Annotated in this window: 26 protein-coding genes and 1 tRNA gene; 20 read left to right on the top strand and 7 right to left on the bottom strand. The window is 71.1% G+C overall.

What is annotated here, in order from left to right:
- The first annotated feature begins 180 nt into the window (after positions 1-180).
- From Psi01_RS18195 to Psi01_RS18175, 5 genes are all read left to right on the top strand, one after another.
- A complete protein-coding gene (locus Psi01_RS18195; protein ID WP_204065218.1) occupies positions 181-930 on the top strand; it encodes a hypothetical protein in 750 nt (249 codons plus the stop codon).
- Positions 927-2,081: a glycosyltransferase family 4 protein gene (locus tag Psi01_RS18190; protein WP_204065217.1), complete on the top strand. Its 1,155-nt coding sequence runs from the start codon at positions 927-929 to the stop codon at positions 2,079-2,081. The genes Psi01_RS18195 and Psi01_RS18190 overlap by 4 nt, the downstream gene beginning before the upstream one ends.
- Before the next feature lie 81 nt (positions 2,082-2,162).
- Complete coding sequence (locus tag Psi01_RS18185) at positions 2,163-2,372, top strand: RNA polymerase sigma factor (protein WP_373872503.1); 210 nt, start codon at positions 2,163-2,165, stop codon at positions 2,370-2,372.
- A 334-nt stretch (positions 2,373-2,706) separates the two neighbouring features.
- The gene (locus tag Psi01_RS18180) at positions 2,707-3,111 is read left to right on the top strand and encodes a permease-like cell division protein FtsX (RefSeq protein ID WP_239127808.1); all 405 of its coding nucleotides are present in this window, start codon (positions 2,707-2,709) and stop codon (positions 3,109-3,111) included.
- Between the two features lie 192 nt (positions 3,112-3,303).
- On the top strand, positions 3,304-4,149 hold the full coding sequence (locus Psi01_RS18175) for a PSP1 domain-containing protein (protein ID WP_373872502.1): 846 nt from the start codon (positions 3,304-3,306) through the stop codon (positions 4,147-4,149).
- Positions 4,150-4,157: 8 nt separating this feature from the next.
- On the opposite strand, the gene lepB is transcribed toward Psi01_RS18175, so the two are convergent.
- Positions 4,158-4,697, bottom strand: coding sequence for a signal peptidase I (gene lepB, locus Psi01_RS18170; protein ID WP_204065215.1), 540 nt, complete (start codon positions 4,695-4,697; stop codon positions 4,158-4,160).
- 209 nt (positions 4,698-4,906) lie between these two features.
- On the opposite strand from lepB, the gene Psi01_RS18165 reads away from it, so the two are divergent.
- Both Psi01_RS18165 and Psi01_RS18160 read left to right on the top strand, forming a co-directional pair.
- A tRNA-Thr gene (locus Psi01_RS18165) sits at positions 4,907-4,983 on the top strand.
- A 250-nt stretch (positions 4,984-5,233) separates the two neighbouring features.
- The gene (locus tag Psi01_RS18160) at positions 5,234-6,883 is read left to right on the top strand and encodes a sensor domain-containing diguanylate cyclase (RefSeq protein ID WP_204065214.1); all 1,650 of its coding nucleotides are present in this window, start codon (positions 5,234-5,236) and stop codon (positions 6,881-6,883) included.
- Here Psi01_RS18160 and Psi01_RS18155 read toward each other — a convergent pair.
- Positions 6,880-7,725, bottom strand: coding sequence for a class I SAM-dependent methyltransferase (locus Psi01_RS18155; RefSeq protein WP_204065213.1), 846 nt, complete (start codon positions 7,723-7,725; stop codon positions 6,880-6,882). The two genes, Psi01_RS18160 and Psi01_RS18155, sit on opposite strands and share 4 nt — an antisense overlap.
- Before the next feature lie 259 nt (positions 7,726-7,984).
- Entirely contained in the window at positions 7,985-8,965 is a 981-nt protein-coding gene (locus Psi01_RS18150; RefSeq protein ID WP_204065212.1) for a hypothetical protein, read from the bottom strand.
- 138 nt (positions 8,966-9,103) lie between these two features.
- On the opposite strand from Psi01_RS18150, the gene Psi01_RS18145 reads away from it, so the two are divergent.
- Entirely contained in the window at positions 9,104-9,619 is a 516-nt protein-coding gene (locus Psi01_RS18145; RefSeq protein WP_204065211.1) for a SigE family RNA polymerase sigma factor, read from the top strand.
- On the top strand, positions 9,606-10,391 hold the full coding sequence (locus Psi01_RS18140) for a hypothetical protein (RefSeq protein WP_204065210.1): 786 nt from the start codon (positions 9,606-9,608) through the stop codon (positions 10,389-10,391). Before Psi01_RS18145 ends, Psi01_RS18140 begins: the two co-directional genes overlap by 14 nt.
- Positions 10,392-10,489: 98 nt before the next feature.
- Here the strand turns inward: Psi01_RS18140 and Psi01_RS18135 are convergent, their stop codons facing one another.
- Both Psi01_RS18135 and Psi01_RS18130 read right to left on the bottom strand, forming a co-directional pair.
- On the bottom strand, positions 10,490-10,963 hold the full coding sequence (locus Psi01_RS18135; RefSeq protein ID WP_204065209.1) for a DoxX family protein: 474 nt from the start codon (positions 10,961-10,963) through the stop codon (positions 10,490-10,492).
- Between the two features lie 145 nt (positions 10,964-11,108).
- Positions 11,109-11,606: a hypothetical protein gene (locus Psi01_RS18130; protein ID WP_204065208.1), complete on the bottom strand. Its 498-nt coding sequence runs from the start codon at positions 11,604-11,606 to the stop codon at positions 11,109-11,111.
- A gap of 345 nt (positions 11,607-11,951) precedes the next feature.
- Here Psi01_RS18130 and Psi01_RS18125 point away from each other — a divergent pair, with 345 nt between their 5' ends.
- On the top strand, positions 11,952-12,347 hold the full coding sequence (locus Psi01_RS18125; RefSeq protein ID WP_204065207.1) for a nuclear transport factor 2 family protein: 396 nt from the start codon (positions 11,952-11,954) through the stop codon (positions 12,345-12,347).
- A gap of 45 nt (positions 12,348-12,392) precedes the next feature.
- Here the strand turns inward: Psi01_RS18125 and Psi01_RS18120 are convergent, their stop codons facing one another.
- A complete protein-coding gene (locus tag Psi01_RS18120) occupies positions 12,393-13,151 on the bottom strand; it encodes an MBL fold metallo-hydrolase (RefSeq protein ID WP_204065206.1) in 759 nt (252 codons plus the stop codon).
- Between the two features lie 103 nt (positions 13,152-13,254).
- Here Psi01_RS18120 and Psi01_RS18115 point away from each other — a divergent pair, with 103 nt between their 5' ends.
- The 6 genes from Psi01_RS18115 (at position 13,255) to Psi01_RS18090 (ending at position 20,966) form a co-directional block, all read left to right on the top strand.
- Positions 13,255-13,971 (top strand): DUF998 domain-containing protein, encoded by a 717-nt coding sequence (locus Psi01_RS18115; RefSeq protein ID WP_204065205.1) that lies wholly within the window; start codon positions 13,255-13,257, stop codon positions 13,969-13,971.
- Between the two features lie 107 nt (positions 13,972-14,078).
- The gene (locus tag Psi01_RS18110) at positions 14,079-15,095 is read left to right on the top strand and encodes a hypothetical protein (RefSeq protein WP_204065204.1); all 1,017 of its coding nucleotides are present in this window, start codon (positions 14,079-14,081) and stop codon (positions 15,093-15,095) included.
- A gap of 135 nt (positions 15,096-15,230) precedes the next feature.
- Positions 15,231-16,841 (top strand): ABC-F family ATP-binding cassette domain-containing protein, encoded by a 1,611-nt coding sequence (locus tag Psi01_RS18105; RefSeq protein ID WP_204065203.1) that lies wholly within the window; start codon positions 15,231-15,233, stop codon positions 16,839-16,841.
- 138 nt (positions 16,842-16,979) lie between these two features.
- A complete protein-coding gene (locus Psi01_RS18100) occupies positions 16,980-17,792 on the top strand; it encodes a hypothetical protein (RefSeq protein ID WP_204065202.1) in 813 nt (270 codons plus the stop codon).
- A 202-nt stretch (positions 17,793-17,994) separates the two neighbouring features.
- A complete protein-coding gene (locus Psi01_RS18095; protein ID WP_204065201.1) occupies positions 17,995-19,467 on the top strand; it encodes an RNA polymerase sigma factor in 1,473 nt (490 codons plus the stop codon).
- Between the two features lie 227 nt (positions 19,468-19,694).
- Positions 19,695-20,966 (top strand): C40 family peptidase, encoded by a 1,272-nt coding sequence (locus tag Psi01_RS18090; protein WP_204065200.1) that lies wholly within the window; start codon positions 19,695-19,697, stop codon positions 20,964-20,966.
- Positions 20,967-20,969: 3 nt separating this feature from the next.
- On the opposite strand, the gene Psi01_RS18085 is transcribed toward Psi01_RS18090, so the two are convergent.
- Positions 20,970-21,476, bottom strand: coding sequence for an inorganic diphosphatase (locus Psi01_RS18085; protein WP_204065334.1), 507 nt, complete (start codon positions 21,474-21,476; stop codon positions 20,970-20,972).
- A gap of 92 nt (positions 21,477-21,568) precedes the next feature.
- Between Psi01_RS18085 and dacB the strand changes: the two genes are divergently transcribed.
- The 4 genes from dacB to hpt all read left to right on the top strand — a co-directional run bounded on the left by dacB (position 21,569) and on the right by hpt (position 25,914).
- Positions 21,569-22,951 (top strand): D-alanyl-D-alanine carboxypeptidase/D-alanyl-D-alanine endopeptidase, encoded by a 1,383-nt coding sequence (dacB, locus tag Psi01_RS18080; protein WP_239127807.1) that lies wholly within the window; start codon positions 21,569-21,571, stop codon positions 22,949-22,951.
- A gap of 93 nt (positions 22,952-23,044) precedes the next feature.
- A complete protein-coding gene (locus Psi01_RS18075; RefSeq protein ID WP_204065332.1) occupies positions 23,045-24,139 on the top strand; it encodes an Rv3626c family coenzyme F420 biosynthesis-associated protein in 1,095 nt (364 codons plus the stop codon).
- Positions 24,140-24,284: 145 nt separating this feature from the next.
- Positions 24,285-25,277, top strand: a complete 993-nt coding sequence (gene tilS / locus Psi01_RS18070) for a tRNA lysidine(34) synthetase TilS (protein ID WP_204065199.1) — start codon at positions 24,285-24,287, stop codon at positions 25,275-25,277.
- A gap of 79 nt (positions 25,278-25,356) precedes the next feature.
- The gene (gene hpt / locus Psi01_RS18065) at positions 25,357-25,914 is read left to right on the top strand and encodes a hypoxanthine phosphoribosyltransferase (RefSeq protein WP_239127806.1); all 558 of its coding nucleotides are present in this window, start codon (positions 25,357-25,359) and stop codon (positions 25,912-25,914) included.
- Positions 25,915-26,109 lie beyond the last annotated feature (195 nt).

Raw genomic sequence — 26,109 nt, 5'->3', positions numbered from 1 at the left:
CCGAACGATTCCTTTCCGTGATTTTTTGATCAAGGGAACCGATCGGCGTTAATTCACCTCAAAGCTCACGGGTAGATCGTTAGAATTCCCAGCAAAAATCGGCCGATTTGTTACAAACGAGCCAGAAGAGTCCTGAGCTACGGGGATGACGGGGAGAGGGCCGGGGGTCTGTTGATCAATATGGAGACACATCGTGAGGTGGTCCCGACGGGGGTCAGGAGGGCCGTCACGAGCCGGGTGGAAGACGACGACACGCTGAGGATCGAGTGGCCGGGACCGGATGACGGCGGCATCGTCCTGCGGCACGCGGAGACCGGCGAGGAACACCCGGGTGTGGAGCTGGCCGGTCTCGCGGTGGGAACCTGGACGGTGTGCAAGCACGGCACGCCCGTCGTCACCGACGATCCGGGGTTCTCCCTGGACGGGCTGGTCGCCTACGCCGCCACGCCCCGGCGCAAGGAGGTGCGGGCGGTCCGGAGCTCGCAGGGGATCCTCACCGTGGTGGTCCGCGAGGTCGAGCCGTACGTCGAGGTGACCAGGGTCGGCCCGGAGGACGGCGTGATCGCGGTCGAGGGGATCATCGCGTACGGCGAGCCGGTCGCGGGCGAGCGGCCCGCCGGTTTCACGGCCGTGGCGAGGAAGGGCCCGCAGGTGACGGGCGCCGGGACCGCGTCGGGGCGGCACTTCTCCGGGACCGTTCCGATCGGGCCGATGGCCGAGGGCCAGACGCGGCAGCGGGTCTTCTGGGACCTGTTCGCCGAGGTCGGCGGGGTACGGCTGGAGCTGGCCGCACGGCTGGACGACGTCGAGGGAAAGAAGGCCCGCGTGAGGTTCCCCGCGCAGCGTGCGGGGCAGGTGAGGGTGCGGCCGTACTTCACCGACACCGACAGCCTGGCCGTCGCGTGCACGATCGAGGGGGAGAACACGTGAAGGTCTCCTTTCTGATCCTCAACGCCTACGGAATGGGTGGCACGATCCGGGCCACCTTCGATCTCGCCACCGAGTTGTCCGACCGGCACGAGGTCGAGGTGATCAGCGTCTTCCAGCACGCCGACCGTCCCTTTCTGCCGTTGGGACCGAAGGTCCGGCTCCGCTCGCTGGTGGACCTGAGGGCGGGGGCGAAGGTCCGCTGGCCGTACCGCAAGCGGGCCGAGAGGCTGAGCCAGGAGCCCAGCGCGCTGATCCACCCGGAGGAGCGCGCCTACACCTCCTTCACCGCCTGGAGCGACGACGTGCTCCGGCGCGAGCTGGGCAGGCTCCGCACCGACGTGCTGGTGACCACCCGGGCCGGGCTCAACATCATGGCCGCCCGCTACGCGCGCCGGAAGGTCATCACGATCGGCCAGGAGCACCTGCACTTCGAGGCGCACAAGCCCGGGATCTTCGAGGAGATCCGGCAGTGGTACCCGAAGCTCGACGCGGTCGTCACCCTCACCGAGGCCGACGAACGGGACTACCGCAGGATGCTGGAGCGGACCGGGACCGAGGTGTTCACCATCGGCAACGGCCTGGCCGGCGGGCCGCGCCCGCGCTCCAAGCAGGAGAACCGCATCATCCTGGCCGCCGGGCGGCTGGTGCCCGTCAAGGGCTACGACCGGCTGCTGAAGGCCTTCGCCCGCGTGGCGGAGGTCCGGCCGGACTGGAGGCTGCGGATCTACGGCGAGGGCCGGGTCAGCGACAAGCTGGTCAAGCTCGCCGTGAAGCTGCGCCTGCACAACAACGTCACGTTCATGGGCCCGACGGGCGACATCGAGGGCGAACTCGCCAAGGCCTCGATCCACGCGGTCAGCTCCCGGTTCGAGGGCTTCGGCATGACCATCATCGAGGCGTTCGCGTGCGGGGTGCCGGTGGTCAGCTTCGACTGCCCGCGGGGGCCGAGGGAGATCATCACCCCCGGTCACGACGGCCTGCTCGTCCCGCCGGACGACGTCGACGCCTTCGCCGAGGGACTCCTCAGGATGATCGACAACGAGGAGGAGCGCCGCCGGATGGCCGCCAACGCCCTGAAGACCGCCCGCGAGTACGACATCTCCATGATCGCTGACCGCTGGGAGGACGCCTTCAGCGAACTCGTGAGCTGATCTCCGCCGTGCCGGGTTCCGTACCGGATTTCGCGGGGTCGAGCAGCAGGCGGCCCGCCACGGCGTCTCTGTGACGTGACCATGTCATTGCCGGGGAGTCCCCCGGAACCCGAGATAGAGCTGCTCTCCTGCGGGAAGACGCTGGCCGGGGAACGCGTCGACGTCGCGGCGCTCTTCGCCGAGCACCACCTCGGGCTCGTACGGCTGGCGCTGCTCATGGTGGGGGACCAGCCCACGGCCGAGGACGTCGTACAGGAGGCGTTCGCCTGCGCGACCCGGGCAAGGCGCTGACCTACGTCCGCTCGGCGGTGCTGAACGGCGCCCGCTCCGTCCTGCGCCGCCGTGAGCCGTCCGCAGTGGAGGACCGTCTGCGTGAGGCCCTGTCCGCCGCCACCGCGACCGTCGCCGGGGTCCGCCCGCTGACGGCGGTCCCCGCCCGTCGCCGTCCTCGCGTGCTCCTCCGCATTGCCGTGGCCGCGTTGTCCGTCACCGCGACGGTCGTCGCGCTCGGGTGGGTCGCGTACACCCGCGAGGTGTCCGCCATGACACGGCAGGCCGGGGGTGCCGTGATGATGAGCGTGGGCGGCCCGGGAGCGTCGGAGCCCGTGGGGGTCAGGGTCTTCCTGTGCCAGCAGAACAGCCCATGGCCCCCTGCCTGGGCAGGGGGGCGCCGAGCGAGGCGGAGAAGGAGGAGATCCGGAGGACGCTGGAGGCCAGGCCGGAGGCGGCGGGCGTCCTCTTCGAGGACCACGGGCAGGCATACGAGCGCTTCCGGGCGCAGTTCCTGGACGACGCCGGCCTTCTCCAGGTCGTTCAGCCCTCGGACATACCGGAGTCGTTCCACGTCCTGATGCGGCCGGACGCGGCCCCTGAGGACTTCACCGCGGTGGCCCGGACCGCGTCCGAGGTGCCCGGGGTGTCCCATGCCGTCGATCAGAACTGCTTCCGTGACCGCATGTCCGTGTTGTCGGTGATCGAGAATCATCTCCCAGGAGAGGATGACGAGCCCCAGTGCTCGTTCCCGGAGTGAGGGAACCTGCGGGCGGGTGCGGGAGTACGGTCCCGCTCGCGTGACAGGTGCGTAGGCACGGTGTACGGCTCCGCCCGCGTGGCAGGGGTACGGCTCCGCCTCCCCGCGGCCCTCCCGTGAGGGCGGTGGCGGCGCGTAGTGTGGGCGTGAGCCGTACCACTAGCTTGGTCTGGGAGCCGCATGAGCATGATCATGGCCGTGAGCTTCACCCGTTACGGCCGGCTGTACTACCTCGACCCCGGCGAGCACAGTCCCAAGGTCGGTGACAAGGTGCTCGTGCCCACCGACGCCGGGCCCGAGGTGGCCGAGTGCGTGTGGGCGCCGCAGTGGACGAGCGAGGACGTCGGCGGGCTGCCGGTCTGCGCGGGCATCGCGGGGGAGGAGCACCTGGCCCGTGACGAGAGCAACAAACGGCGCCGCGCGGAGGTCAGGAGCGTCTCCAAGCGGCTGATCAAACGACACTCGCTGCCCATGAAGGTCGTCGGGGTCGACTATCTCGACGCCGACAACGTCTACACCGTCTACTTCTCCGCCCCGCACCGCGTCGACTTCCGCGCCCTGGTCCGCGACCTGGCCCGCAACCTGCGCGCCAGGGTCGAGCTGCGCCAGATCGGCCCCCGCGACGAGGCCCGCCTTCAGGGCGGCATCGGCCCCTGCGGCCGCGACCTGTGCTGCGCGACCTTCCTGAAGGACTTCGAGCCGGTCTCCGTCCGCATGGCCAAGGACCAGGACCTCCCGGTCAACCCGATGCGCATCGCGGGCGCCTGCGGACGCCTGATGTGCTGCCTGAAGTACGAGCACCCGCTCTACGCGGAGGCGCACACGAGGATGCCCCGACTGGGCCTGAAGGTCGACACCCCCGAGGGCCCGGGCACCGTGGTGGGCCGCAACGTCCCCTCGGACTCCGTGGTGGTCCGGCTGGAGAACGGCGGCCGCCGGTGCGCGTGCCCCTCGGCCTCGGTCTGCTCCCCGCGCAAGCAGCACGACGCGAGGTACGGCGAGGAGGCCCCGACCGCCGAGGGCGGCCCGGAGGGGTAACCGGCCTCCTATCCGGTGCCGGCGTCCTCGATGACACCGAGGACGCCGGACACCGAGATGGTCCCCCCGCCCGGCTTGAGCTGGTAGCTCCGTGAATCGAGGGCGACGGCCCGGTGGTCGCCCATCAGCCACAGCCGTCCGGCAGGAACCGTGACGCTGAAATCCGGGAAAATCGGATCCTCGTCCGGACGCACGTAGTCCTCCCGCAGCGGCTTGCCGTTCAACAGCAGCCTGCCGGCCGGATCGCAGCACCCCACCGTGCTCCCCGGGACGCCGATGACGCGGCTGATGGCGGAGTAATCCCGTTCCCACTCCGGCGCCTCGAACAGGACGACATCGCCGTACTTCGGTTCGTACTCCCCCTCGCCGACCATCGAGACGGTCACCCGGCTGCCCTTCGCGAGCGTGGGCTCCATCGACTCGGAGGTGATGATGTAGGTCTCCTCACCGATGACCTCGGAGACCGCGCGGTCGATGACGGCGCCGCAACCCGAGAGCGTCGAGACCGAGGATGCGATGATCAGCGCGGGGATCCAGCGGAAACGCATGGTGTGATTATTCGGTACACATGCCCACAGAGCGGTATCTCGCGGATCGATCGAGATCATCGTGAGGCCATCGTGACCGATCACCCTCTGACGACGGCCGGGGCGCACCCGTGAGCGGCGCCGCCTCTCCGGGATCAGGTGATATGTCGGCGCGACCAGCTCCTGAGACCATGTAGACTGTCACAAGTCATGCGAACCATGCGTGGCACGCCGCCTTAGCTCAGTCGGCCAGAGCACTTCACTCGTAATGAAGGGGTCTGGGGTTCGATTCCCCAAGGCGGCTCCAGGTCAGAGGCCCTCACCGGGATCCGGTGGGGGCCTTTTGCTAACACCCTTGCTAACGGCCTCGTCGGCGGTCCCAGCCTGCTGGGCGACCAGAGCGCCGTCAGCTACGCCAACTCCGCCGCCGCGATCGTGCGCGACGGCCCGCAGTACGTCGCGCGGATCACCGATCCCTTCGCTGATCACGCCGAGTACACCGAGGCGTTCTGCGCGGGCATTCTCAGGAAACGCCGCCGCGGGCCGATGAGGGCTTCGTGACCGAGTACGTTCATTCGTTCGAGGCCCGGGACAAGACCTTCGCCGGACTGCTGGAGCTTCCGCACGCACGCGTCGCCGTACTGGCGCCCGACGGAAGGCGGATACCGGCGCCCGCCTCGCTGGTGATCGACGGAGACCGGCTGGTCCCCGTACCGCAGGACAACGCCAACCTCCTGGAGATGCTGGACCCGGCGGACGTGGTGGCGGCCGTGGCGGCCTGGGAGCACACCGGCAGGACGGGGGTGGGGGCGGTCAGCGTACGGCTGCGCGACGAGCCGGGCCGCCGCTACAAGCTGACCGCCGTCGACATGCGGCACCGCCACGGCGTGTTCGTCTGCGTGCTCATGGATCTCGACACCGGTACGGCCGCCGCCGGCGCCGACGGAGGCGAGCAGCCGCTGGCGTCCCTGCGGCCCCGTTCGGCGCGGATGCTCAAGAGGTTCGACGGGGTCATCACCGACGTCGACGAGCGGGCGACCAGGATGTTCGGCTGGAGCAGGGATCAGATGGTCGGCTCCCGCTCGACGCACTTCTTCCACGAGGAGGACGTGCAGCGCTCCATCACCGCCTGGCTCGACATGCTCAGCACCAAGCACAGCTCGCGGGTGCGGGTCCGCCACCGCTGCGCGGACGGGAGCTGGCTGTGGATCGAGGTGGAGAACATCTACCAGGAGGCGCCGGAGCTCGAAGACGCCGTCATGATCAGCCACATCAGCGACGTCTCCGAGGAGATGGCCGCCTACGAGGCGCTGCGCCAGCGCGAGCACCTGTTCCGGAGGCTGGCCGACTCGCTGCCCGTCGGGCTGCTCCAGCTGGAGCAGGACGGTTCCGTCGTCTACGCCAACTCCCTGCTGAACACGATGCTGGGCACCGGTACGGCGGGCACCGCCCGGGAGCGGCTCGCGAGCGTCACCGACCAGGACCGCCCGATGCTGGACGCGGCGCTCCAGAACGTCCTGGGCGGAGGCCCCGACCGGGAGCTGGAGGTCACCGTCCAGCCCGCGGGGGAGCAGCGCCGTTGCGCGATCACCCTGATCGGGCTGTCGGACGAGGACGGCACGCCCGGAGCGCTCGCCTGCGTGCGGGACATCACCGAGAGCGTGCGCTCACGGGAGGAGCTGCGGGTCAAGGCCACGTTCGACCATCTCACGGGGTGCTACAACCGCGCCTCCAGCCTGGCGATCCTCGACCGGGAGCTCTCCGCTGAGGGAAGCCACCTCACCGGAGTGGTCTTCGTCGATCTCAACGAGTTCAAGAGCGTCAACGACTCCCTCGGGCACGCCGCGGGCGACGAACTGCTCGTGAACGCCGCCGGCCGGATCAAGAGCGTCCTCCGCAGCGACGACGTCGTCGGCCGGATCGGCGGAGACGAGTTCCTGCTGATCTGCCCCCGGCTCGATCACCCCGCCGAGCTGGTCGGCATCGCCGAACGGGTCGGCAGGATCCTGGACGGCGACGTCGTGCTGTCGGCCGGTACGGCGCGGCTCAGCGCCGCCATCGGCGTGGCCTGCTCCACGGACGGCTCCACGGGTGACGTCCTCATCGCGCGGGCGGACGCGGCCATGTACGAATCCAAGCGCCACAGGCCCCGGCGCCCGGTCCTGTTCGAGGAGGCCCCGGCGGAGCCCGGGACGGGCAGGCGTTAGCCGACGGTCGCGCGGGTCAGGCGGCACAGGTCGGCGGGGCGCAGGGGGTCGGAGCGGTTCCACAGGGTGGGGATGACGCTGTCGGCCTGCCGTACGTGCTCGGCCGTCTCCAGGCCGTGCCGCTTCAGCGTGTCCGACAGGTCGTCGGGGGTGAAGAAGCTCAGCCAGGGTTCACCGCGTTCGGCGGCGGCCGGGAGGGCGGAATCGGCGTAGGCGGCGCCCCGTTCGTCGCGGAGGGGGGCGGACAGGGCGTACTCCATGACCAGCTCGGTGCCGGGGGCGAGGCGGCCGACGGCGGCCAGCGTGGCGTCGATCGCCTCTCCGGTGAGGTACATGGACACTCCGAGCCAGCTCACCAGGGCCGGTCTGGACGGGTCGAACCCGGCGGCGGTCAGGGCGGGCAGCGGATCGCCGGTCTCGAAGTCCGCGGGGACGAAGACCGGGCAGTCGAGGCCCGAGGCCTCGATCAGGCCCCGCTTCCACTGCTGGGTGGCGGGGTGGTCCACCTCGAAGACCGTGACCCGCCCGGCCGGGCCGGAGCGCTGGGCGAAGGTGTCGAGGCCCGCGCCGAGGATCACGTACTGCTCCAGGCCGTCGCGGACCAGCTCGGCCAGGCGGCGTTCGGTGTAGTGGCTGCGGGCCGTCACCTGGGCGCGGGTGCCAGACAGGATGAGGTGGTCGCCGTGGATCCGGTGGTAGCCGATGATCTCCTCGGCGAGTTCGCCGAGCAGCGACGCGGCCACGGTGTCGCGGAAGATGAAGGGCTCCCGGTCCACCACCAGGTGGGCCGCGCGGGCGGCCGCCGCCATGATCGCGGTCTGGCTCGGCTGTCCTTCGTGCATGAGACGTCGTTCCTTTCCGGTGCCGGGAACGACGATGCTAAATGCAGAATTGAATTGCTTTCCCGCATCATAGCAGCCGGAAATAAATTACCGATCTCCCATCGATGAACAAGTCGTCACGGCGTGGATTTCAATTCTCCGGTGTTCTTCTCCGTGACCGCTGACGCCGTACGCCGCGCCCGTCCCGAAACGCGATCCCGGGCCCGGTGGGCCTTCGGATCGCGAATGCCCCTTGACGGGAGGGCGCGGGTCGCGGCGGTCACGGAAGGGCGGGAACCGCCGGCGGGGTGTCGGTCCAGCCGACGTGGAGCATGGTCTGGGTCGAGGTCTTGTTCGGGAAGACCTTGCCGCCGATCGTGGTCTTCACGTTCTCGGCCAGCAGCACCATCGCGTCGGTGTCGACGATCATCTGTCGGGTGACCACATGATCGCCCTTGTACCGCCGGACGATGGAGAAGCCCTCACCGGTCCTGCCCCGGGAGTCCTTGACCTTCCCCAGAGGCCGGACGCCGGGCATCGTCGGCAGCGCCCGGTACGCCGCAGTGCGGACCTCCTTAGGCACCGGGAGGTCGTAGAGCAGGCTGAACAGCGCCCCCGTCACATGGCCGTCGACGGACTCCTCGGGCACTCTCGCCCTCGGATCCGCGTGCGGGACCCGTACGGCCTTGTCGATCCAGGCCTTCAGCGCGGCCGGATCGGCGGGCAGCCGCTGCAACTCCTCGTACGTCAGTCGCTGATCGACCAGGATGAAGGCGTTCACCTGCCCCTTCACGGGAGTGACCCTGCCCTTGTCCGGGGCGATGGCCAGGGACACGGTCATGCCGTCCGCCGTACGACGCCAGGTGGCCGGGGAGCCGTCGCGGCGCCACGCCGCCTCGTCGGCGGCGCTCTTCAGACGCACGCCCAACTCGCGGTACCCGAACCAGCTCTTGGTGTCGCGCGAGGTCCACGTCTCGCTGATCCCCCACTCCTCCACCCAGTAACGGTTCGAACCTCTGCCGAGCTGCCGGGGATGGGTCATCGTGAACAGCGTCCGCACGTGCCAGTAGGCGCCCTCCGGCGCGGTCCTCACCGGTCGTGCGCTCTCCGGTGCGGCCACCGCGGGCCGTACGGCGGCCGCGAGCCGCAGGTTCGGTGCGCTCCGCGGAGCCGGCGAGCTCGGCGGAGCGGCGGCGCCCACCGCCGCCAGGCCGATCCCGGCCGCGATCAGGGACCGGACGGGTACGGTCGCGAATCTCATCTGCTTCCTCCGTGTGCGGTTTCGTGATCCCTAATACACCTGGGCCGTCCGGGAGGTTGCCCGCGCATGGTTCGCTTTTCCGGGCAACGCCCGTAACCCTCCGCGTGTATTAGGTGGCATGAGATTGGACGAACAGGCGTGAACGCCGCCGAGGACGACGGATTCGCCGCGTTCGTGGCCGCGCGCGCCACGAGCCTGCTGCGCGTCGCCTACCTCTCGTGCGGTGACGAGGGAGAGGCGGAGGACCTGCTGCAGACGGCGCTGGAACGCGCGTACCGCAACTGGGACAGGGTGCGCTACGACAACCCCGAGCCCTACGTCCGCCGCATCATCGTCAACGCCGCCATCAACCGCGCCCGGCGCCGGGCGATCCTGCGGATGATCCCGATGCACACCCCTCCCGAACCGTCGGCGCGGGAGACCGACGTCGACCTGCGCCACGTGCTCATGGAGACCCTGCGGGCCCTGCCTCCCCGGCAGCGCGCGGTGGTCGTCCTGCGCTACTGGGAGGACCTCAGCGAGACGCAGACCGCGGAGGTCCTCGGCTGCTCGACCGGCACGGTGAAAAGTCAGGCCTCGAAGGCGCTCGCCAAGCTCCGCGCGGCGATCGGCGGGGAGTCAGCGGAAGGAGTGATCAGGAATGTCCACGCTTGAAGACGAGCTCCACCGCCTCATGGGAGAGGAGACCGCGAGGCTGCGCGCCGCGCCGGATCTGGTGGACCGGGTCGTCCGATCCACGCGGCGCAGGCACAGGACGAAGCGGATCGGGTTCACCGCCCTGGTCGCCGCGGCGGCCTTCGCGGCGGCCGCCGTACCGGCCTATCTGGTTCTCGGCCCGGACTCCGTCGCCGTACCGGAACCCGCGGTCAGCGGGCCGGCCCCGGCCTCCGAGACGTCGCGGCCGGAGGCCACCGACGAGGCCGCGCCGGAGCCTCCCGCCATCGACGACACCATTCCCGCCCCCTCCCCGACCCGCGATCTGGGGGACCTGGGCGACGGGAAGGCCTTCAAGAGCCTCAGGGTGGGTTATCTGCCCAAGCGCCTGCAGTGGTCGCACTGGTCGCTGGACTTCGGTGACAAGTACACGACCTCGTGGAACTACGACGGCGACTCGAACGGCTTCTACTGCGTCCAGATCTACGTCCACGAGGGTCAGGCCGTCCAGGAGGTGGACGAGAGGGTGCAGGGGTACCGCGACGAGGGAGAGGGCGCGGAGGTCGCCGTCGGAGACCGGACCGGTTACCTGGTCAGGCAGGGGGTCGGCGAGGACGGCGGGGACGGCACCCCGACCCTCGTCCTGAGCGTGGGCGAGGGGCGCCGGGTGGAGGTGATGTTCAGTCCCGACTACGCCAAGGATCTCGGCGGCGCCGAAGCGGTCGACCGCGAGCTGAAGAAGATCGGCGAAAACCTCACCGCCGCCGACTGAATCTGTTCCGCCGGCTGGATCCGTCCGGCCCGAACGCGGACGACCCGTGCCCTCGCGGGGCACGGGTCGTCGGTCCGTCGTCCGTGGCCGGGACCGGCTCAGCGCCGGCCCACCAGGGTGCGCACCAGGGCGCGGGTCTGGTCGCGGCGGTCCCAGGCCACCAGCGCGAACACCACCGCGAAGCCCGCCGGCAGCAGCGCCCAGGCCGGCTCGATCACCAGGATCTGGGTGGCCGCGGCCCCGGCCATCAGACCGATCAGCCCGATCGAGGCGGCTCCGGCCAGCGACGGGATCAGCAGGCCGATCCCGCCGGCCAGCTCCACGACGCCGGTCACGTAGCGGAACCACTGACCCCAGCCGATCAGCTCGAAGGTGGTGATCGCGTTCTGCTCGCCGACGAACTTGGGCAGCGCCGAGGCCGCGATCAGGAACACCGCGATCAGGACCTGCGGGACCCACAGGACGCGCCGGAGGGTGGAGGTGCGGGTGGTACGGCGGGCGTCACCGGCGCCGGCCTCGGAGGTGATGGAGGTGCGGGCGGCGTCGGTGCGGGCGGTGTGCGTGGCGGCCATGTGGGTGTCCTTCCGGGAACCGGTCGTTTTCGCTTTTCACCCACGCGTCGTACGGCCCCGGCCCGGATCGACACGATCCCGGATTCTTTTTTCAAGATTTTTTGGAGATCCCCGTATCCCCTGTTCATCAGAGGTTTTCCGGGTGTCAGCGCAGCGGGCCTCGTTCGTCGACGTACCGCGTGGGGGTCCCCAGGAACACCTCCGGCTCCGCAGGGCCGTACGCGACGTTGAGCGTGTGCAGGTGGTAGGTCCAGTCGGCCATCCCGGCCGCGCTGCTGAAGCGGTAGTTGAGCTGCCAGCGCACCCACTGCCCCGGACCCAGGCGGACGCCGGGAGGGCGGCGGCGCCGCGGCGGCAGGGTGAACATCGCCGGTATCAGCGGATAGACGAGCAGGCGTCCGTCGGCCTCGCGCAGCCGTACGCTCCGGCTCCCGCCGCCGGGCAGGGGCCCCACGGACCATCGTGGCCGGAACCCGTCGGCCTCCCGCATGGAGATCTCGTGGAGGAACGGGCGCGAGGCGTCCGGCAGCTCGAACCCGACGGGCAGCGCGTTGCGGAGCGCGGCGGCGTACCCGCCGCGTGACTGCTTGGTCCACGACGTGCGGACCCACTGCACGATCACGTCCATGGAGGACACGTCCATGGGTGAATCGTCGCACCGCCGCGCCCACCGGACGAGCCCGTCCGCACCCCCGGAAGGCCCGGGAGTCCCGGGGTCACGGCGACGTCGGCGTGAACGAGGAGACGACGAGCCGGAGGGCGGCGACCGCGATTCCGGCCACGAGCACGAGGTTCCGCAGCCGTTCGGGGCTCGTCCTCCACCGGAGGCGGGAGGCGCCGGAGGCCGAAGGGGGTGCGACCGGAGCACCGGGCCATCCGGGCCCGCGCCGGTGCGGTGCGGTGCGGTGCTCCAAACTCTCCCCGTACCGTGACAGCTCCTTCCGCCCGCTCGGCGTAGCGTTCCGGACGTCTACAGAAGGAGGCGACCATGCAGGAACATCCCAATGTCGCCCTGCTCCGTGACGGGTTCACCGCGTTCGCCAAGGGGGACCTCGACCACATCCGCGACGTGATGTTCGCCGACGGCATCGTCTGGCACTTCCCCGGCCGAAACCCCCTGTCCGGCGACTACCAGGGAAAGGACCAGGTCATCCGGCTCTTCCACCGCCTGTTCGAGGAGACGGACGGCACCTTCTCCGCGGAGCCGTACGAGATCATGGCGAGTGACGACTACGCCACCGCGCTGGTCCGCCTGCGGGGAGAGCGCAACGGCAGGTCGCTCGACACGACGGGCGTCAACGTCTTCCGCCAGGCGGGCGGTAAGACGGTCGAGGCGTGGGTCTACTCGGGCGACCAGTACACCACCGACGAGTTCTGGGCCTGAGGCGGCACAAGGTTTCCGGCCTGAGCGGGCGTCGGGCGCACCGGCCTACCCCTCTGCCCGGCCGCCGAGGTCGATGACCTGCCCGACGGCGGCCACGTCGACCGGCCCGCCGAACCCTTCCGCGGCCGCCCGCCGGGCGGCCGCACGGTCGGTTCCCGGCCACAGATGGGTCAGCGTCAGCCGTCCGGCGCCCGCCAGGGCCGCCTGCGCGCCGGCCTGCCGGGCGCTGGTGAGATAGGGGGCGTTCCCTCCCGGGACCTCCTCGACATAGGTGGCCTCGGCCAGGAGGAGATCGGCGTCATGGGCCAGCTCGACCACCTCCGGGCTCGGCCCGGTGTCGCCGGTGTAGGCCAGTACGGCTCCGCCCGCGCTCAGCCGGATGCCCGCGTTGGGGACGTGGTGGGGCAGCAGGCGGGTGTCGGCCCGGAAGGGGCCCAGCTCGAACGAGGCGCCGGGGACGACGTCCTCGACGGCGCAGGCGCCGTCCAGCATGCCGGGGCGGTCGAGGGCCAGGACCGCGTGCAGCGCGCCGGGCGGCGCGAGCACGGGCAGCGCCGCGACGGGCTCGCCGCCCAGCGCGCGGGCGCGCAGCAGCGGGTTCAGGTCCGCGCAGTGGTCGGGATGGCCGTGGCTGATCCACACCGCGTCCACCCGCTCGGCCGGCACGTGCTCCAGCAACCGCGGCAGGGCCGCGTACCCGAGATCCATGACCAGCCGGAACCCGTCGTGCTCGACGAGGTAGCCGCTGCACGCCTGCCCGGCCTCGGGCCAGGCCCCGCAGGCTCCCAGAACGGTGATCTTCACTGTGACCACGGTACGGCCTCCGCGGCGGGCGGGCCGGTGACGGAAGCGCATTCGCATGTCAACTATGGTTGACGCCTGCTCGATGTCAACCTACATTGACAGCATGAGAACCACACTTCTGGCCGCTCCTCCGCCCTCCGGACATCCGCGTACCGACGCACGCACGAAACGGCTGCTGGCCTGCGGCGTGATTGCCGGTCCGCTGTTCGTCGCCACGTTCCTCATAGCGGGCGCGGCCCGCGCCGACTACGACCCGCTGCGTCATCCGGTCAGCTCGCTCGCGCTGGGCGGGGCCGGATGGATCCAGAGCGTCAACTTCATCCTCGCGGGCCTGCTGACGCTCGCCTTCACCGTCGGCCTGCGCCGCGTTCTCCGCACCGCCACGGGTCCGGCCCGCGGCTCGTTCTGGGGCCCGCTGCTGATCGGCGGCTGGGCGGTGGGCCTGGTCGGGGCGGGGGTCTTCGTCACCGACCCGGTGGGCGGCTATCCCCCGGGAACCCCCGCCGTGCAGGGGGAGTACACCGGCGCCCCGGCCTTCCTCCACGACGCGTTCTCCGTCTTCGGCTTCACCGCCCTGATCGCCGCCTGCGCGGTGTTCACCGTCCGCTTCGCCGTACGGCACGAGCCCGGATGGTCGATCCTCTCCGCGGTCGCCGGCCTCGTCTTCACCGCCGCCCTCGTCCTGTCCACCATCGGCTTCGGCCAGGTCGACCCCCTGACCGGCATCGCCGGCCTCCTCCAGCGCGTCATGGCCGCCACCGCCTGCATCTGGATCGCCTGCCTGGCCCTCCACGCCATGAGACACGCAGACCGGCCCTGAACGCCTGCGGGTCTCCCGGGAACCGGAACGGTGGATCACGCGTCTTGCAGATCATGAGACGTCCGCGGGTTCTCCGGTCGCTGGTGATTCTGTTGATTTCCGTGGGCATGACCGGTTCGGTCGCCGCCTGTACGGTCACGTTCACCACCGTCGACCGCCGGGCGTCACCACGGCCCGCCGTGCTGCCGGAGCCGCCCGAACTGGACACGGCCGCCGAGGTGTGGCCCGAGGCGACGTTCACACTGCCCACGAGGCTCGGCAACGGGCTCGACGTCCAACCGGTCGCCATGCTGGACACGGACGAGGTGCTCATGATCACTCCGTTCGCACTCGCCCGGTTCGTGGTGTACGACCGCCGCACGAAAAAGCACCGGGTCCTGGCGACGGCCCCGAAATGGGGCGAGTGCGACCTGTGCTACGACATCAAGAGCGTGGCCGTGAGCCGGACACGGATCGCCTGGACGGCCGAGATCTACCGCTCCGAACCCTGGAACGCGGGCAAGCGGCACATGGAACTGTGGACCATGCCGCGCTCGGGCGGGCCGATGCGGCTGGTGACCTGGCTGACCGGCCACGGCGACGTCCGTTTCGAGGACTCCCTGGTGATCGAGGGCGACCACGCCGTCTGGGACGGCGGCCACGACGGATACCGTGTCCCGCTCACCGGAGGCAAGGCGGACAGGCTCCCGGGGTCCTTCGCACTGCTCGATCCGGAGTCACGGAACTGCGGAGCCGAGTGGTGCGCCCAGCAGCTTCCTCCCCGGCCCTACGAGCTGACGACGGTGGCGGTGGAACGCAAGGACGGTTCGGGCCGCACCACCGTCGCCGCGACGGGAGGCCCCCTGATCGGGGACAGGTTCGGGCTCTTCGGCCCGCCGCACGTGTACGACGACGGACCGGTGTACATCTCGGGAGGAAGGACGGAACCGTCCGCGGTCGTGTACGACCGGTGCACCGGCAGGTCGGCGTGGGCCGGCGCGGACGGAGCCGACGACTCGTCCGAGGGCGTCAAGCAGGGAGCGCGGGGAACGGACGACCCGATCCTGTTCTGGCTGGAACCCGGGGGAAGGCGCTACGCGGTGGTCGACCTGTCACGCATCCCCGACTGGTTCTGCGTGCCCTGATCCCCTGATTTTCGGGGGAGGCGTCCTCTCCGTGCGGCTGTACCGATCATGAGCTGCGCCGTACCGGCGGAAAACCGGATGTCCCGCGGTGAAAACGGCATGTACCCTCCCTGGGGATCCAGGAGGGGAATTGTCGTGGGACACGTCGAGGTCGGGCATCTGACGTATGTGCTGCCGGATGGCAGGCCGTTGCTGGACGATGTGTCCTTCCGGGTCGGGGAGGGTGTGAAGGCGGCGCTCGTCGGGCCCAACGGGGCGGGGAAGACGACGTTGATGCGGCTGGTCGCGGGGGACGTCCAGCCGGTCGAGGGGAGCGTCGCGAGCTCCGGCGGGCTGGGGATCATGCGGCAGTTCATCGGGAGCATCCGGGACGGGCGCAGCGTGCACGACCTGCTGGTCAGCGTGGCTCCCGAGCGGGTACGGCGGGCGGCCGAGGCGCTGGACGCCGCCGAGCTCGTGATGATGGAGCGCGACGACGAGAAGGCCCAGATGCGCTACGCGCAGGCCATCACGGACTACACCGACGCGGGCGGCTACGACATCGAGGTGCTCTGGGACACCTGCACGATGGCCGCCCTCGGCGTGCCGTACGACCGGTGCAAGTACCGCGAGGTCAACACGTTGTCGGGCGGTGAGCAGAAGCGGCTGGTGCTGGAGGCGCTGCTGCGCGGGCCGGACCAGACCCTGCTGCTGGACGAGCCGGACAACTACCTGGACGTGCCGGGCAAGCTCTGGCTGGAGCAGGCGCTGCGCGAGACGCCCAAGACGGTGCTGCTGGTCAGCCACGACCGGGAGCTGCTGGCCAACGCGGCCGACCGGATCATCACCGTCGAGTCGGGCAACGTCTGGGTGCACGGCGGCGGCTTCCGCACCTACGCGCAGGCCCGCAGGGAGCGCAACGAACGCCTCGACGAGCTGAAGAAGCGCTGGGACGAGGAGCACGCCAAGCTCAAGCGCCTGGTGAACATGCTCAAGCAGAAGGCGAAGTACATGGACACCATGGCCGCCGCCTACCACTCGGCCCAGACCCGGCTGCGCAGGTTCGAGGAGGCGGGCCCGCCCGAGATGGCGCCCCGCGAGCAGCTCATCAGCATGCGGCTCAAAGGCGGCCGTACCGCCAAGCGCGCGGTGATCTGCGAAGGCCTGGAGCTCACCGGGCTGATGAAGCCGTTCGACCTGGAGATCTGGTACGGCGAGCGGGTCGCGGTGCTGGGCTCCAACGGCTCCGGCAAGTCGCACTTCCTGCGGTTGCTGGCCGGGGAGGAGGTACGGCACAGCGGCGTCGCCAGGCTCGGCGCGCGGGTCGTGCCCGGGCACTTCGCGCAGACCCACGCCCGTCCCGAGCTGATCGGCCGCACGCCGTGCGAGATCGTCATGACCGAGCACGCGAAGCTGAAGAACGAGGCGATGAAGGCGCTGGCCCGCTACGAGCTGGCCGGGGGGATCGCCGAGCAGCGGTTCGAGACGCTCTCGGGCGGCCAGCAGGCGCGGCTGCAGATCCTGCTGCTGGAGCTGTCGGGGACCACGCTGCTGCTGCTGGACGAGCCGACCGACAACCTCGACCTGGCCAGCGCCGAGGCGCTGCAGGAGGGGCTGGACGCCTTCGACGGGACCGTGGTCGCGGTCACCCACGACCGCTGGTTCGCCGACGACTTCGACCGCTATCTGGTCTTCGGCTCCGACGGGCGGGTCTACGAGTCGCGGGAGCCGGTCTGGGACGAGACCCGGGTGGTGCGCCAGCGCTGAGAGCCGCCGCCGGGCGGGGGCGTCCGGCGGTGTCGGAGAGCGTGCGTCCGGGCGCCTCGGAGAGGGTGCGTTAAAGACTTCCCCGCGTCCCCGCGTGTCCGGGCGGAGGCCGTCCGGACAGGGGGTTATGACGGCTGGGTGATCCACAGTACTCGAGTCGTCAGCGCACTCCTCCTGCTCCTCGTCGCCGGATGTTCGGGCGAGGAGAAGGACGTCACTCCGGAGCTGCGGCCGCTGGCCGTGAAGGAACAGGTCTCCTCCGTCGTCAAGGGCGGGGATCGGTACGACGGTTACGTCGTGAACTGGGCCGGGGTGCTGGACAATCCCAACCCGTGGCACTTCGCCGAGCACGTGGTGGCCACCGTGGTCGCCAGGGACGCCAAGGGCGAGGAGGTCGTCCGGGCCGAGCAGCCGCTGGACGCCGTGCCCCCGGCGGGGTCGCTCTCCTTCACCGGCCAGGCGCTCGCGGAGCGCAGGCCGGCCAAGGTGACCATCGAGTACCGCCCGGCCGAGTGGCGTCCGGCGAGCCGGATCGTCTCGGAGCTCAGGCCGTTCCCCATCTCCGGGGTGCAGACCGCCGGCAAGGACGACGGCAGGTACCTGGTCACCGGATACGTCGGCACGCCGTACCGGCGCCCGGCGGGCACGCTGGCGGTCACGGCGCTCCTGCGCGACGAGGACGGCAGGCTGCTCGGCGGCGGGAGCACGTTCGTGGACGACGTGCGCGACGGGGTCAGGCGCCGGTTCGTCCTCGACATCGAGAGCGTCGCCGACACCGGCAAGATTGCCAAGACCGAGCTGGTCGCGCGGACGTGGGGATCGAGCAGCCGTCCCTACGAGGATCTGGCGCTGGGCGGGGCCCTGCCGGTGCACACGGCCGAGCCGACGACGTCGCCTTTCGAGAAGGACCGGGGACGCCTCGAGCCGCCCGGCGGCGACGCCCGGCCGTGACCGGGAATTCCGTAATCTAGGAAATTTCGGGATCCGGGAATTGTCGAGAACCATGAACACGGACAAACAGGCGCTCATCAATATTTATCCAAGCAGGTCGACCGGCGCTCTTTACTCCCGTTCCTAACATTCTGAATACGGTCCGTGTCGTTGTCGGCAAACCGGTGGAACTTGTAGTTATCAAACCATTACCGTCGGTCACATGAATGACAGTGTCCTGGTCGAAGCCCTGCGTGAGCGCGACGCAGGCGCGCTCGCCGCGCTCTACGACTCGTACGCCGAAAGCCTCTACCGATACTGCCTGTCCATGCTGGACGGAGCGGAAAACGCCCAGGCGGCGCTCCGGGACACGCTGATCGTGGCCGAGGCCCACATTCACGCGCTCGCCGACGCCGATCGGCTGAAGCCGTGGCTGTTCGCCCTGGCCCGGAGGGAGTGCCTGCGGCGGCGCCCCGCCGTGGGCGCCGGAGCCGCCTCCGCCGAGCCGCCGGACGTGGGTGACGACCAGGCCGACCTGCGGGTGATGGCCTGGAACGCCATCCGGAGCCTGCCGGAGGACGACCGCGAGCTCCTCGCGCTCCTCACCGTGCACGGGCTGTCCATGGCCGAGGTCGCCTCGTTGCTCAGGGCGCCGGTCAAGGGCGCCGAGGCGATGCTCGAAAAGGCCAAGGAGGAACTGCGCGACGCGGTGACCGCCGAGGTCCTGGCCCGCAAGGGTCCCTACGACTGCGCCGAGCGGGCCCGGATCCTGACCGGGTTCTCCGGGGAGCTCGCCGCCGGGATGCGTGAGCGGCTGGTCGGGCACATCGCCGACTGCGACACCTGCGCGCCGCACCGCTCCCGGCAGGTCTCCGCGAACAAGGTCTTCGACCTGCTGCCGCCCGAGCCGCTGCCGGAGACGCTCAAGGTGCGGCTGATGAGCTGCTTCACCGATCCCGAGCTCGTCCCCTACCGGCGCTACGTCGCCCGCAGGGCGGGTCTTCTCGATGCCGCCGGGTTTCCCGTCGAGGGGATGGGCGGGCGCCCTGGCTGGGTTCACGCGGTGGCCGGTGTGGCGGCTGCGGTCGTGGCGGCGGCCGCCATCGCGGTGATCTTCGCCCACCTCGGCGGGCAGACCGGCGAGACGGTCGCCGACATCGCCTCCGGCAAGCTGCCCGTGACCGGCGAGCCGCCGGGCGTCGGCCTGCCCTGGGATCCGGAGGCCGACAACGGCCCGGTGGCCCTGGAGTTCATCCCCCGCCGGCCGGCCGCCCAGCCCGGGGCGGTGCCGGTCGAGCCGGCCGTCGCCGACCCCGGCGGGCCCCCGCCCGACGGCGACGCCCCCGCGCGGCCGGACCGGCCCGATCCCACGGGCTCCGGCCCCGCCGACCCCGTTCCCGCGGAACCGGACCCGTCGGGTGAGCAGCCGGACCCGACCGGCGGGACCGACCCCACGCTCGCGCCCACCCGGCCGCCGCGCGACCACCAGGACGGACGGCCCAGGCCCCGGCCCTGCCCCGTCCCGTCCCGTACGGCTCCCGCCCCGAAGCCGACGCCCACGCCGACGCGCACCACGGCCGCCCCCACGCCCACGCACGGGACGCCGACGGTCACATCCACACCCACGCCGACGCCGACCGGTCAGGTCACCCCGAGTCCGACCACTCCGGCTCCCAGCCAGAGGCCGGCCGTCTGACGGCGTCCGCGCCCCGGGGCCCGGTTGCAGGGGCGGGACCCCGGGGTGCGGAATACCCCGTCCGGGCGACCGGACTGGGTGAACGGAACCTTTTCCGACGGACAAGACACACCTTCCACCTGAACTGATTACCGCTCGTATCCAGTACGTGTGCTTAGAGTCACCCCGGGGAATCTTGAACGCGGCCGTCCGCTGCACGGGACACGCGTGATTCGGGAGGGGGATTCATGCACTCCGTCGGGAGAAGGCGTCACCGCGCCGCGGTGGTGGCGGGCCTGGCCTGCGTCCTGGTCGTCGGGACGGGCGCCCCGGTCGGCGCCCTGCCGGGCGCGGCCGGCCGTACGGCGCCGGCGTCGCCCGGCCCGTCCTCCGACGAGGTGGCGGCGGCCCAGGCCGAGGCGCGGGCGCGTGACGCGCGCTCCGGGGCGGCCGCCGTACGGCTGGCCGCGGCCCAGGCCCGCCTCCAGGAGCTGACCGTCCGGGCCGAGAAGCTCATCGAGGTCTACAACGGAGAGCTGGTCAAGACGGCGCGCGCCCAGGAGGCGCACCGCAGGGCCGGTGAGCGGGTGCTCGCCGCCGGGGCGCAGGTCGAGCAGGCCCGCCGGACGGTCATCGCGATCACCTCGCAGGGCTACGGCGGGGTGGACCCGATGATGGCGATGGTGGCCGATCTCGGCAGCGCGACCGAGCACGGCTATCTGCAGCGGGCCAGCATCCTGGCCCACATGAGCGGCGGGCAGGCCGAGACGCTGAGGCAACTGCGCGACGCGCGGGAAGTCCTGGGCATCCTCCAGGCTCAGGCGGCCGACGCCTACACCGAGCAGCGGCTGGCGGCCGAGCGCGCGGCCGCCGCCAAGACCGTGGCCGAGCAGGCCGTCGCCGCGCAGGTCGCCGAGACCGGCCGGCTGAAGGTGGTTCAGGCGGTGCTGGAGAAGCAGGCGGACCGGGCGCGCAGCACCGCCGAGAGACTGGCCAGGGCGCGGCAGGCGGCGCTGGAGCGGGCCAGGCTCGCCCGCGAGCGCGCCGGTCAGGAGAGGGAGCGGGCCGCGGCGGCCGGAAGGGACCGGGCGCGGGCCGCGGCGGCGGCCGGGAAACCGGTCCCGCGCTGGGCGCTCGGCCACGGCCTGTCCTCGGACCGGGGCGACATCGCCGCGGACTGGGCGCTCGCCCAGCTCGGCAAGCCGTACGTCTGGGCGGCGGACGGGCCGGACAGCTTCGACTGCTCGGGCCTGACCATGCGGGCCTGGGAGCGGGCCGGCGTCAGGCTCGACCACTGGACCGGCACCCAGTGGACCTCGGGCCCGCGCGTGCCGCTCGACCGGCTCCGCCGGGGCGACCTGCTGTTCTTCGGTCGGATCACCGACAACCCCGGCGACATCCACCACGTGGGGATGTACGTCGGCAGGGGGCTGATGATCCACGCCCCGCAGACCGGGGACGTGGTCAGGATCGCGCCGATCTGGCGTGGAGACCTCGTCGGCGCGATCCGTCCCGTCTGACGGTCAGTGTCCCTTGTGCCCCTCGTGCACCTGCTCCTCGGCCCGCTTGATCGAGCGCGCGATCTCCTCCTCGGCCTCGACCCGGCCGACCCAGTTGGCGCCCTCGACGGACTTGCCGGGCTCCAGGTCCTTGTAGACCTCGAAGAAGTGCTGGATCTCCAGGCGGTCGAACTCCGGAACGTGGTGGATGTCGCGGATGTGCTCCATCCGGGGGTCGGTGGCCGGCACGCACAGGACCTTGTCGTCGCCGCCCTTCTCGTCGGTCATGCGGAACATGCCGACGGCGCGGCACTGGATCAGGCAGCCGGGGAAGGTCGGCTCCTGCAGCAGGACCAGGGCGTCGAGGGGGTCGCCGTCCTCGCCCAGGGTGCCCTCGATGAAGCCGTAGTCGGCGGGGTACTGGGTGGACGTGAACAGCATGCGGTCGAGCCGCATGCGCCCGGTCTTGTGATCCACCTCGTACTTGTTCCTCTGTCCCTTGGGAATCTCAACGAGGACGTCGAACTCCACCGCGGTTCCTCCGCTCAAGCCCCCGGGTACTCCCGGTGGGGCGTTAGTGTCTCGTAGGCGTTAACTACCCGGATCGGTGAGAGGTCGGCGACATGATGCGGCGTGATCGGTGGGTGGCCGTGGTCACTCTCGTCATGCTGCAACTGTTCGTCGTCGCGGCCGGCGCCCACCTGCTCGTCAGCGGCACGCTGGCCGAGAAGGCGCCGGAACCGGTCGCTTCGCCGGAGCCGCCTCCCGTCGCGGTCGTCACCGCGGGTCCGGTGCTGGCCGCGGGTGGGAACGGACCTCTCCCTCCCAAGGGTACTTTGACCCGCCGCCTCACCGAGGCGCTGGGTGACCCCGCCCTGGGCGACAGCGTGGGCGCCGCGGTCGTCGACGCCGAGAGCGGGACCCTGCTGTTCGGCAGCGGTCAGGACACGGGCATCACCCCCGCCTCCACCACCAAGATCGTCACCTCCGTGGCGGCCCTCGCCTCCCTGGGGGCGGACACCCGGCTGGCCACCCGCGTGGTCCGCGGCTCCTCGCCGACCTCGATCATCCTGGTCGGCGGCGGCGACCCCACGCTGACGCGCGCCACGCCCGACTCCTCGGTGTACCCCCGGCCGGCCTCGCTGGCGACCCTCGCCTCGCGTACGGCCAAGGCCCTCAAGGCGGCCGGGACCGGGAAGGTGAGCGTGGCCTACGACGACGGCCTCTACACCGGGCCGCGCACCGCCGCCAGCTGGAAGCCCGGCTACGTGCCCGAGGGCAGCGTCGCCCCGGTCACGGCGCTGATGGTCGACTCGGGCAAGGTCGCCCCCGACAACCGTCAGAGGGTCGCCGACCCGTCCACGACCGCGTACGCGGCCTTCGTCTCGCTCCTGCGCAAGAACGGGATCACGGTCGCCAACAAGACGGCCAGGCGGACCAGGGCCATCGCGAGCGCCGAGGAGATCGCCCGGGTCGAGTCCGCGCCCGTCTACGCCCTGGTGGAGCGGGCGCTGACGCTCAGCGACAACGACCTGTCGGAGGCGCTGGCCCGGCACGTGGCGCTCAAAGAGGGGCAGCCCGCCTCCTTCGACGGCGGCGCCGCGGCCGTGCTCGCGGTCCTGACCCGCCTGAAGGCGGCCGACGGCGTGCGGGTCTTCGACGGCAGCGGCCTGTCGCCCAGGAACCGCATCACCCCCGCCGCCCTGGCCCGGCTGGTGGCGGTGGCCGCGTCCCCGGCCAACCCGCACCTGCACCCGGTCGTCAGCGGCATGCCCGTGGCCGGGTTCTCCGGCACGCTGGGGAGCCGGTTCGGCAAGAGCGACTCCGCCTACGGCCTGGTCCGCGCGAAGACGGGCACCCTCGACGGGGTCAGCACGCTGGCCGGGCTCACCGTCACCAAGGGTGGCCGGCTGGTGACGTTCGCCTTCATGGCCGATGACGTCCCGGCGGGATGGGGTAAGGCAGAAGCGGCGCTCGATCGGCTGGCGGCGTCGGTGGCGAGCTGAGAGCGGACGGCGGGCGCCCGGCCGGGACCGCCGTGGCGAAGGCCGCGCAGGGAGACCGCGCGGCACGAAGGGAGAGCACGTACGGTGGACGGTATGCAGGTGATCGACTGGGACCTGGCCGTAGCGACCGGAACGCGCCTGGTGCGCCCCGGGCCGCAGGTGAGCCGAGAGGAGGCCCGGCAGGCCGTCGCCGAACTACGACGGCTGTCCCGTGAGGCCGAGGGGCATGTTCGCGAGTTCACCCGAATCGACACCGAGACCGCTCCACAGCCCGCCACGATCGTCGACCGGCCCGGCTGGATCAAGGCCAACGTCGAGGGCTTCCGCGTGGTGCTGGAGCCGCTGACCGAACGGATGGCCGCCCGCAGGAGCCAGACCCCGGCGATCGTGACCGCGGTGGGCTCGCGCATCACCGGGGTCGAGGTCGGCGCTGTGCTGGCCTTCCTCGCCTCCCGCGTGCTGGGGCAGTACGAGCTGTTCCTGCCGCCCGACCCCTCCGGCCAGGCCGCCGTCGGCCGCCTCACCCTGGTGGCCCCCAACATCGTCCACGCCGAGCGCGAGCTCGGCGTCGACCCGCACGACTTCCGGCTGTGGGTCTGCCTGCACGAGGAGACGCACCGGGTGCAGTTCACCGGCGTCCCCTGGCTGCGCGAGTACATCCGCGCGCAGATGACCGAGTTCCTGCTCGTGTCGGACCTGGACCTGCCCGACCTCCTCGACCGGCTCCGCTCGGCGGCCGACGCGGTCGCCGACGCCGTCAGGGGCGGCGAGGGCAACCTCATCGACGCGATCCAGACCCCCGAGCAGAAGCAGATCCTCGATCGCCTCACCGCGGTGATGACCCTGGTCGAGGGGCACGGCGACTACGTGATGGACGCCGTCGGCCCGGCCGTGGTCCCCTCGGTCTCCGACATCCGCGCGAAGTTCCAGCACCGCCGCGAGGGCGGCTCCCGGGTCGACCGCACGGTCCGCAAGCTGCTGGGCATCGACCTCAAGATGAAGCAGTACGCCGAGGGCTCCGCCTTCGTCCGCACGGTCGTGGCCCGCACGGGCATGGACGGCTTCAACAAGGTCTGGACCTCCCCCGAGACCCTTCCCACCCAGGAGGAGATCGCCGACCCCGACCGCTGGATCGCCCGCGTCGTCGACTTCCCCGCCCTCCCCGAAGCCAACGGCACCACCGGCTGAGGGACACTCTCCTTCCAGGGTCACGCCCCCCGCGAGGGGGCGCCGGTGCACTGGACCGAGGAGCGAAGGAGCGAAGCGGATGAGCGACGAGGGAAGGCACCGGATCGAGGAGCCCCCGAGCCGCGACGTGCAGCGTCGCCATTAAATGGGGCCGTATCCGGCTGTGGCCGACGTCCGGCGCGCCGTACGGCTCTCGCTGGCGGATCTGACGGCCGGTGACCTCGTGCTGGTCGCCTGCAGCGGCGGGGCCGACTCGCTGGCGCTGGCCGCCGGGGTGGCGTTCGCCGCGCCGCGGGCCGGGCTGCGGGCGGGCCTGCTGACGGTCGACCACGGCCTGCAGGAGGGGTCGGCGCGGCAGGCCGCCGCGGTGGCGGGGCTGCCGCTCGGCCTCGACCCGGTCGAGGTGCTGACGGTCTCGGTGGGGACGTGCGGAGGGCCGGAGAACGCCGCCCGGCAGGCGCGGTACGCCGCGCTGTCGGAGGCGGCCGGCCGGCTCGGGGCCGCGGCGGTGCTGCTCGGGCACACCAGGGACGACCAGGCCGAGACCGTGCTGCTGCGGCTGTCGCGGGGGAGCGGGACGCGCTCGCTGGCGGGCATGCCCGCGACCTCGGGGATCTACCGCAGGCCGCTGCTGGAGCTGGGCCGCGCCACGACCGTCGCCGCCTGCGCGGCGCTGGGGCTGACGCCCTGGGAGGACCCGCACAACCTCGACGGCCGCTACACCCGGGTCCGCGTCAGGCGGCGGCTGCTGCCGGCGCTGGAGGAGGAGCTGGGGCCCGGGGTCGCCGAGGCGCTCGCCCGCACCGCCACCCTGTGCCGCGACGACGCCGACGCCCTGGACGCCTGGGCCGAGGAGGCCTACGCGCGGGCGGACCTGTCGGATTCCGCTTTAAGCGATATTCCGGAGGTGGTGCTGGCCGTACCGGAGCTGGAGGGACTGCCCGCGGCGGTCCGGCGGCGGGTGCTGCGCCGGGCGGCCGTCGCGGCGGGAGCGCCGCCGGGCGCGCTCTCGGCGGCGCACATCATGCGGGTGGACTGTCTGATCACCGGCTGGAAGGGACAACGGCGCATCGAGCTACCCGGCGGGATCGGTGCGGTCCGTCGATATGGCACCCTGATACTCGCCGTGACGCGCTAGCGTCAGGACCGGCCGCCGGGCCGCCACCGCGAGTCCCGCGACCGATCACCCCACGCCTCGTCTTGTAAGGAAATCCCAGGTGGACGCAGCCGACATGGGCAAGGACCTCGCGAAGGTCCTCATTTCGGAGGAAGAGCTCCAGGCCAAGATCAAGGAGCTCGCCGGCCAGATCGACGAGGACTACGCGGGCAAGGACCTCCTGATCGTGGGCGTGCTCAAGGGCGCGGTCATGGCCATGGCCGACCTGGCCAGGGCGCTGCACCTGCCGGTCCAGATGGACTGGATGGCCGTGTCGTCCTACGGCGCGGGCACCAAGTCCTCCGGTGTCGTCCGCGTCCTGAAGGACCTGGACACCGACATCGCCGGACGGCACGTGCTGGTCGTCGAGGACATCATCGACTCCGGCCTCACCCTGTCCTGGCTCATGCAGAACCTGAAGTCGCGCAACCCGGCCTCCGTCGAGATCTGCACCGTGCTGCGCAAGCCGGAGGCCATCAAGGTCCCGATCGACGTGCGCTACGTCGGGTTCGACATCCCGAACGAGTTCGTCATCGGGTACGGCCTCGACTATGCGGAGCGCTACCGCAACCTTCCCTTTATCGGGACGCTCGCCCCCCACGTGTATGGGGCCGGCTGAAATACGCCCTGCGCGAAGTGTGCCAGGTCGCATATAACTCGAAACGCGACATTAGCCATAGCGACGGGGAACACGGGCCTGCCTGACGTACGTTGGGTAAGGCAGAGCCGGTGTCGCCCGGGCGGTTACCCTGCGCGTCACACCGGTGTACCTTCGGACGACCACGAGGTGCCTTCGGGTCATCTCTGGGTAGTC

Source organism: Paraplanobispora siamensis (assembly GCF_016863175.1).
Taxonomy (GTDB): Bacteria; Actinomycetota; Actinomycetes; order Streptosporangiales; family Streptosporangiaceae; genus Planobispora; species Planobispora siamensis.
This window is presented reverse-complemented; position numbering and strand designations above follow the sequence as displayed.

Bases quoted from the DNA above. Each gene is read 5' to 3' on its own strand.
- Psi01_RS18140 (WP_204065210.1), top strand. From the start codon at position 9,606: ATGTCCACGCTTGAAGACGAGCTCCACCGCCTCATGGGAGAGGAGACC.
- Psi01_RS18075 (WP_204065332.1), top strand. From the start codon at position 23,045: ATGCAGGTGATCGACTGGGACCTGGCCGTAGCGACCGGAACGCGCCTG.
- Psi01_RS18135 (WP_204065209.1), bottom strand. From the start codon at position 10,963: ATGGCCGCCACGCACACCGCCCGCACCGACGCCGCCCGCACCTCCATC.
- Psi01_RS18090 (WP_204065200.1), top strand. From the start codon at position 19,695: ATGCACTCCGTCGGGAGAAGGCGTCACCGCGCCGCGGTGGTGGCGGGC.
- Psi01_RS18185 (WP_373872503.1), top strand. From the start codon at position 2,163: ATGTCATTGCCGGGGAGTCCCCCGGAACCCGAGATAGAGCTGCTCTCC.
- Psi01_RS18155 (WP_204065213.1), bottom strand. From the start codon at position 7,725: ATGCACGAAGGACAGCCGAGCCAGACCGCGATCATGGCGGCGGCCGCC.
- Psi01_RS18095 (WP_204065201.1), top strand. From the start codon at position 17,995: ATGAATGACAGTGTCCTGGTCGAAGCCCTGCGTGAGCGCGACGCAGGC.
- Psi01_RS18125 (WP_204065207.1), top strand. From the start codon at position 11,952: ATGCAGGAACATCCCAATGTCGCCCTGCTCCGTGACGGGTTCACCGCG.
- Psi01_RS18195 (WP_204065218.1), top strand. From the start codon at position 181: ATGGAGACACATCGTGAGGTGGTCCCGACGGGGGTCAGGAGGGCCGTC.
- Psi01_RS18130 (WP_204065208.1), bottom strand. From the start codon at position 11,606: ATGGACGTGTCCTCCATGGACGTGATCGTGCAGTGGGTCCGCACGTCG.
- Psi01_RS18115 (WP_204065205.1), top strand. From the start codon at position 13,255: ATGAGAACCACACTTCTGGCCGCTCCTCCGCCCTCCGGACATCCGCGT.
- Psi01_RS18150 (WP_204065212.1), bottom strand. From the start codon at position 8,965: ATGAGATTCGCGACCGTACCCGTCCGGTCCCTGATCGCGGCCGGGATC.
- tilS (WP_204065199.1), top strand. From the start codon at position 24,285: ATGGGGCCGTATCCGGCTGTGGCCGACGTCCGGCGCGCCGTACGGCTC.
- dacB (WP_239127807.1), top strand. From the start codon at position 21,569: ATGATGCGGCGTGATCGGTGGGTGGCCGTGGTCACTCTCGTCATGCTG.
- Psi01_RS18110 (WP_204065204.1), top strand. From the start codon at position 14,079: ATGACCGGTTCGGTCGCCGCCTGTACGGTCACGTTCACCACCGTCGAC.
- lepB (WP_204065215.1), bottom strand. From the start codon at position 4,697: ATGCGTTTCCGCTGGATCCCCGCGCTGATCATCGCATCCTCGGTCTCG.
- Psi01_RS18175 (WP_373872502.1), top strand. From the start codon at position 3,304: ATGGCCGTGAGCTTCACCCGTTACGGCCGGCTGTACTACCTCGACCCC.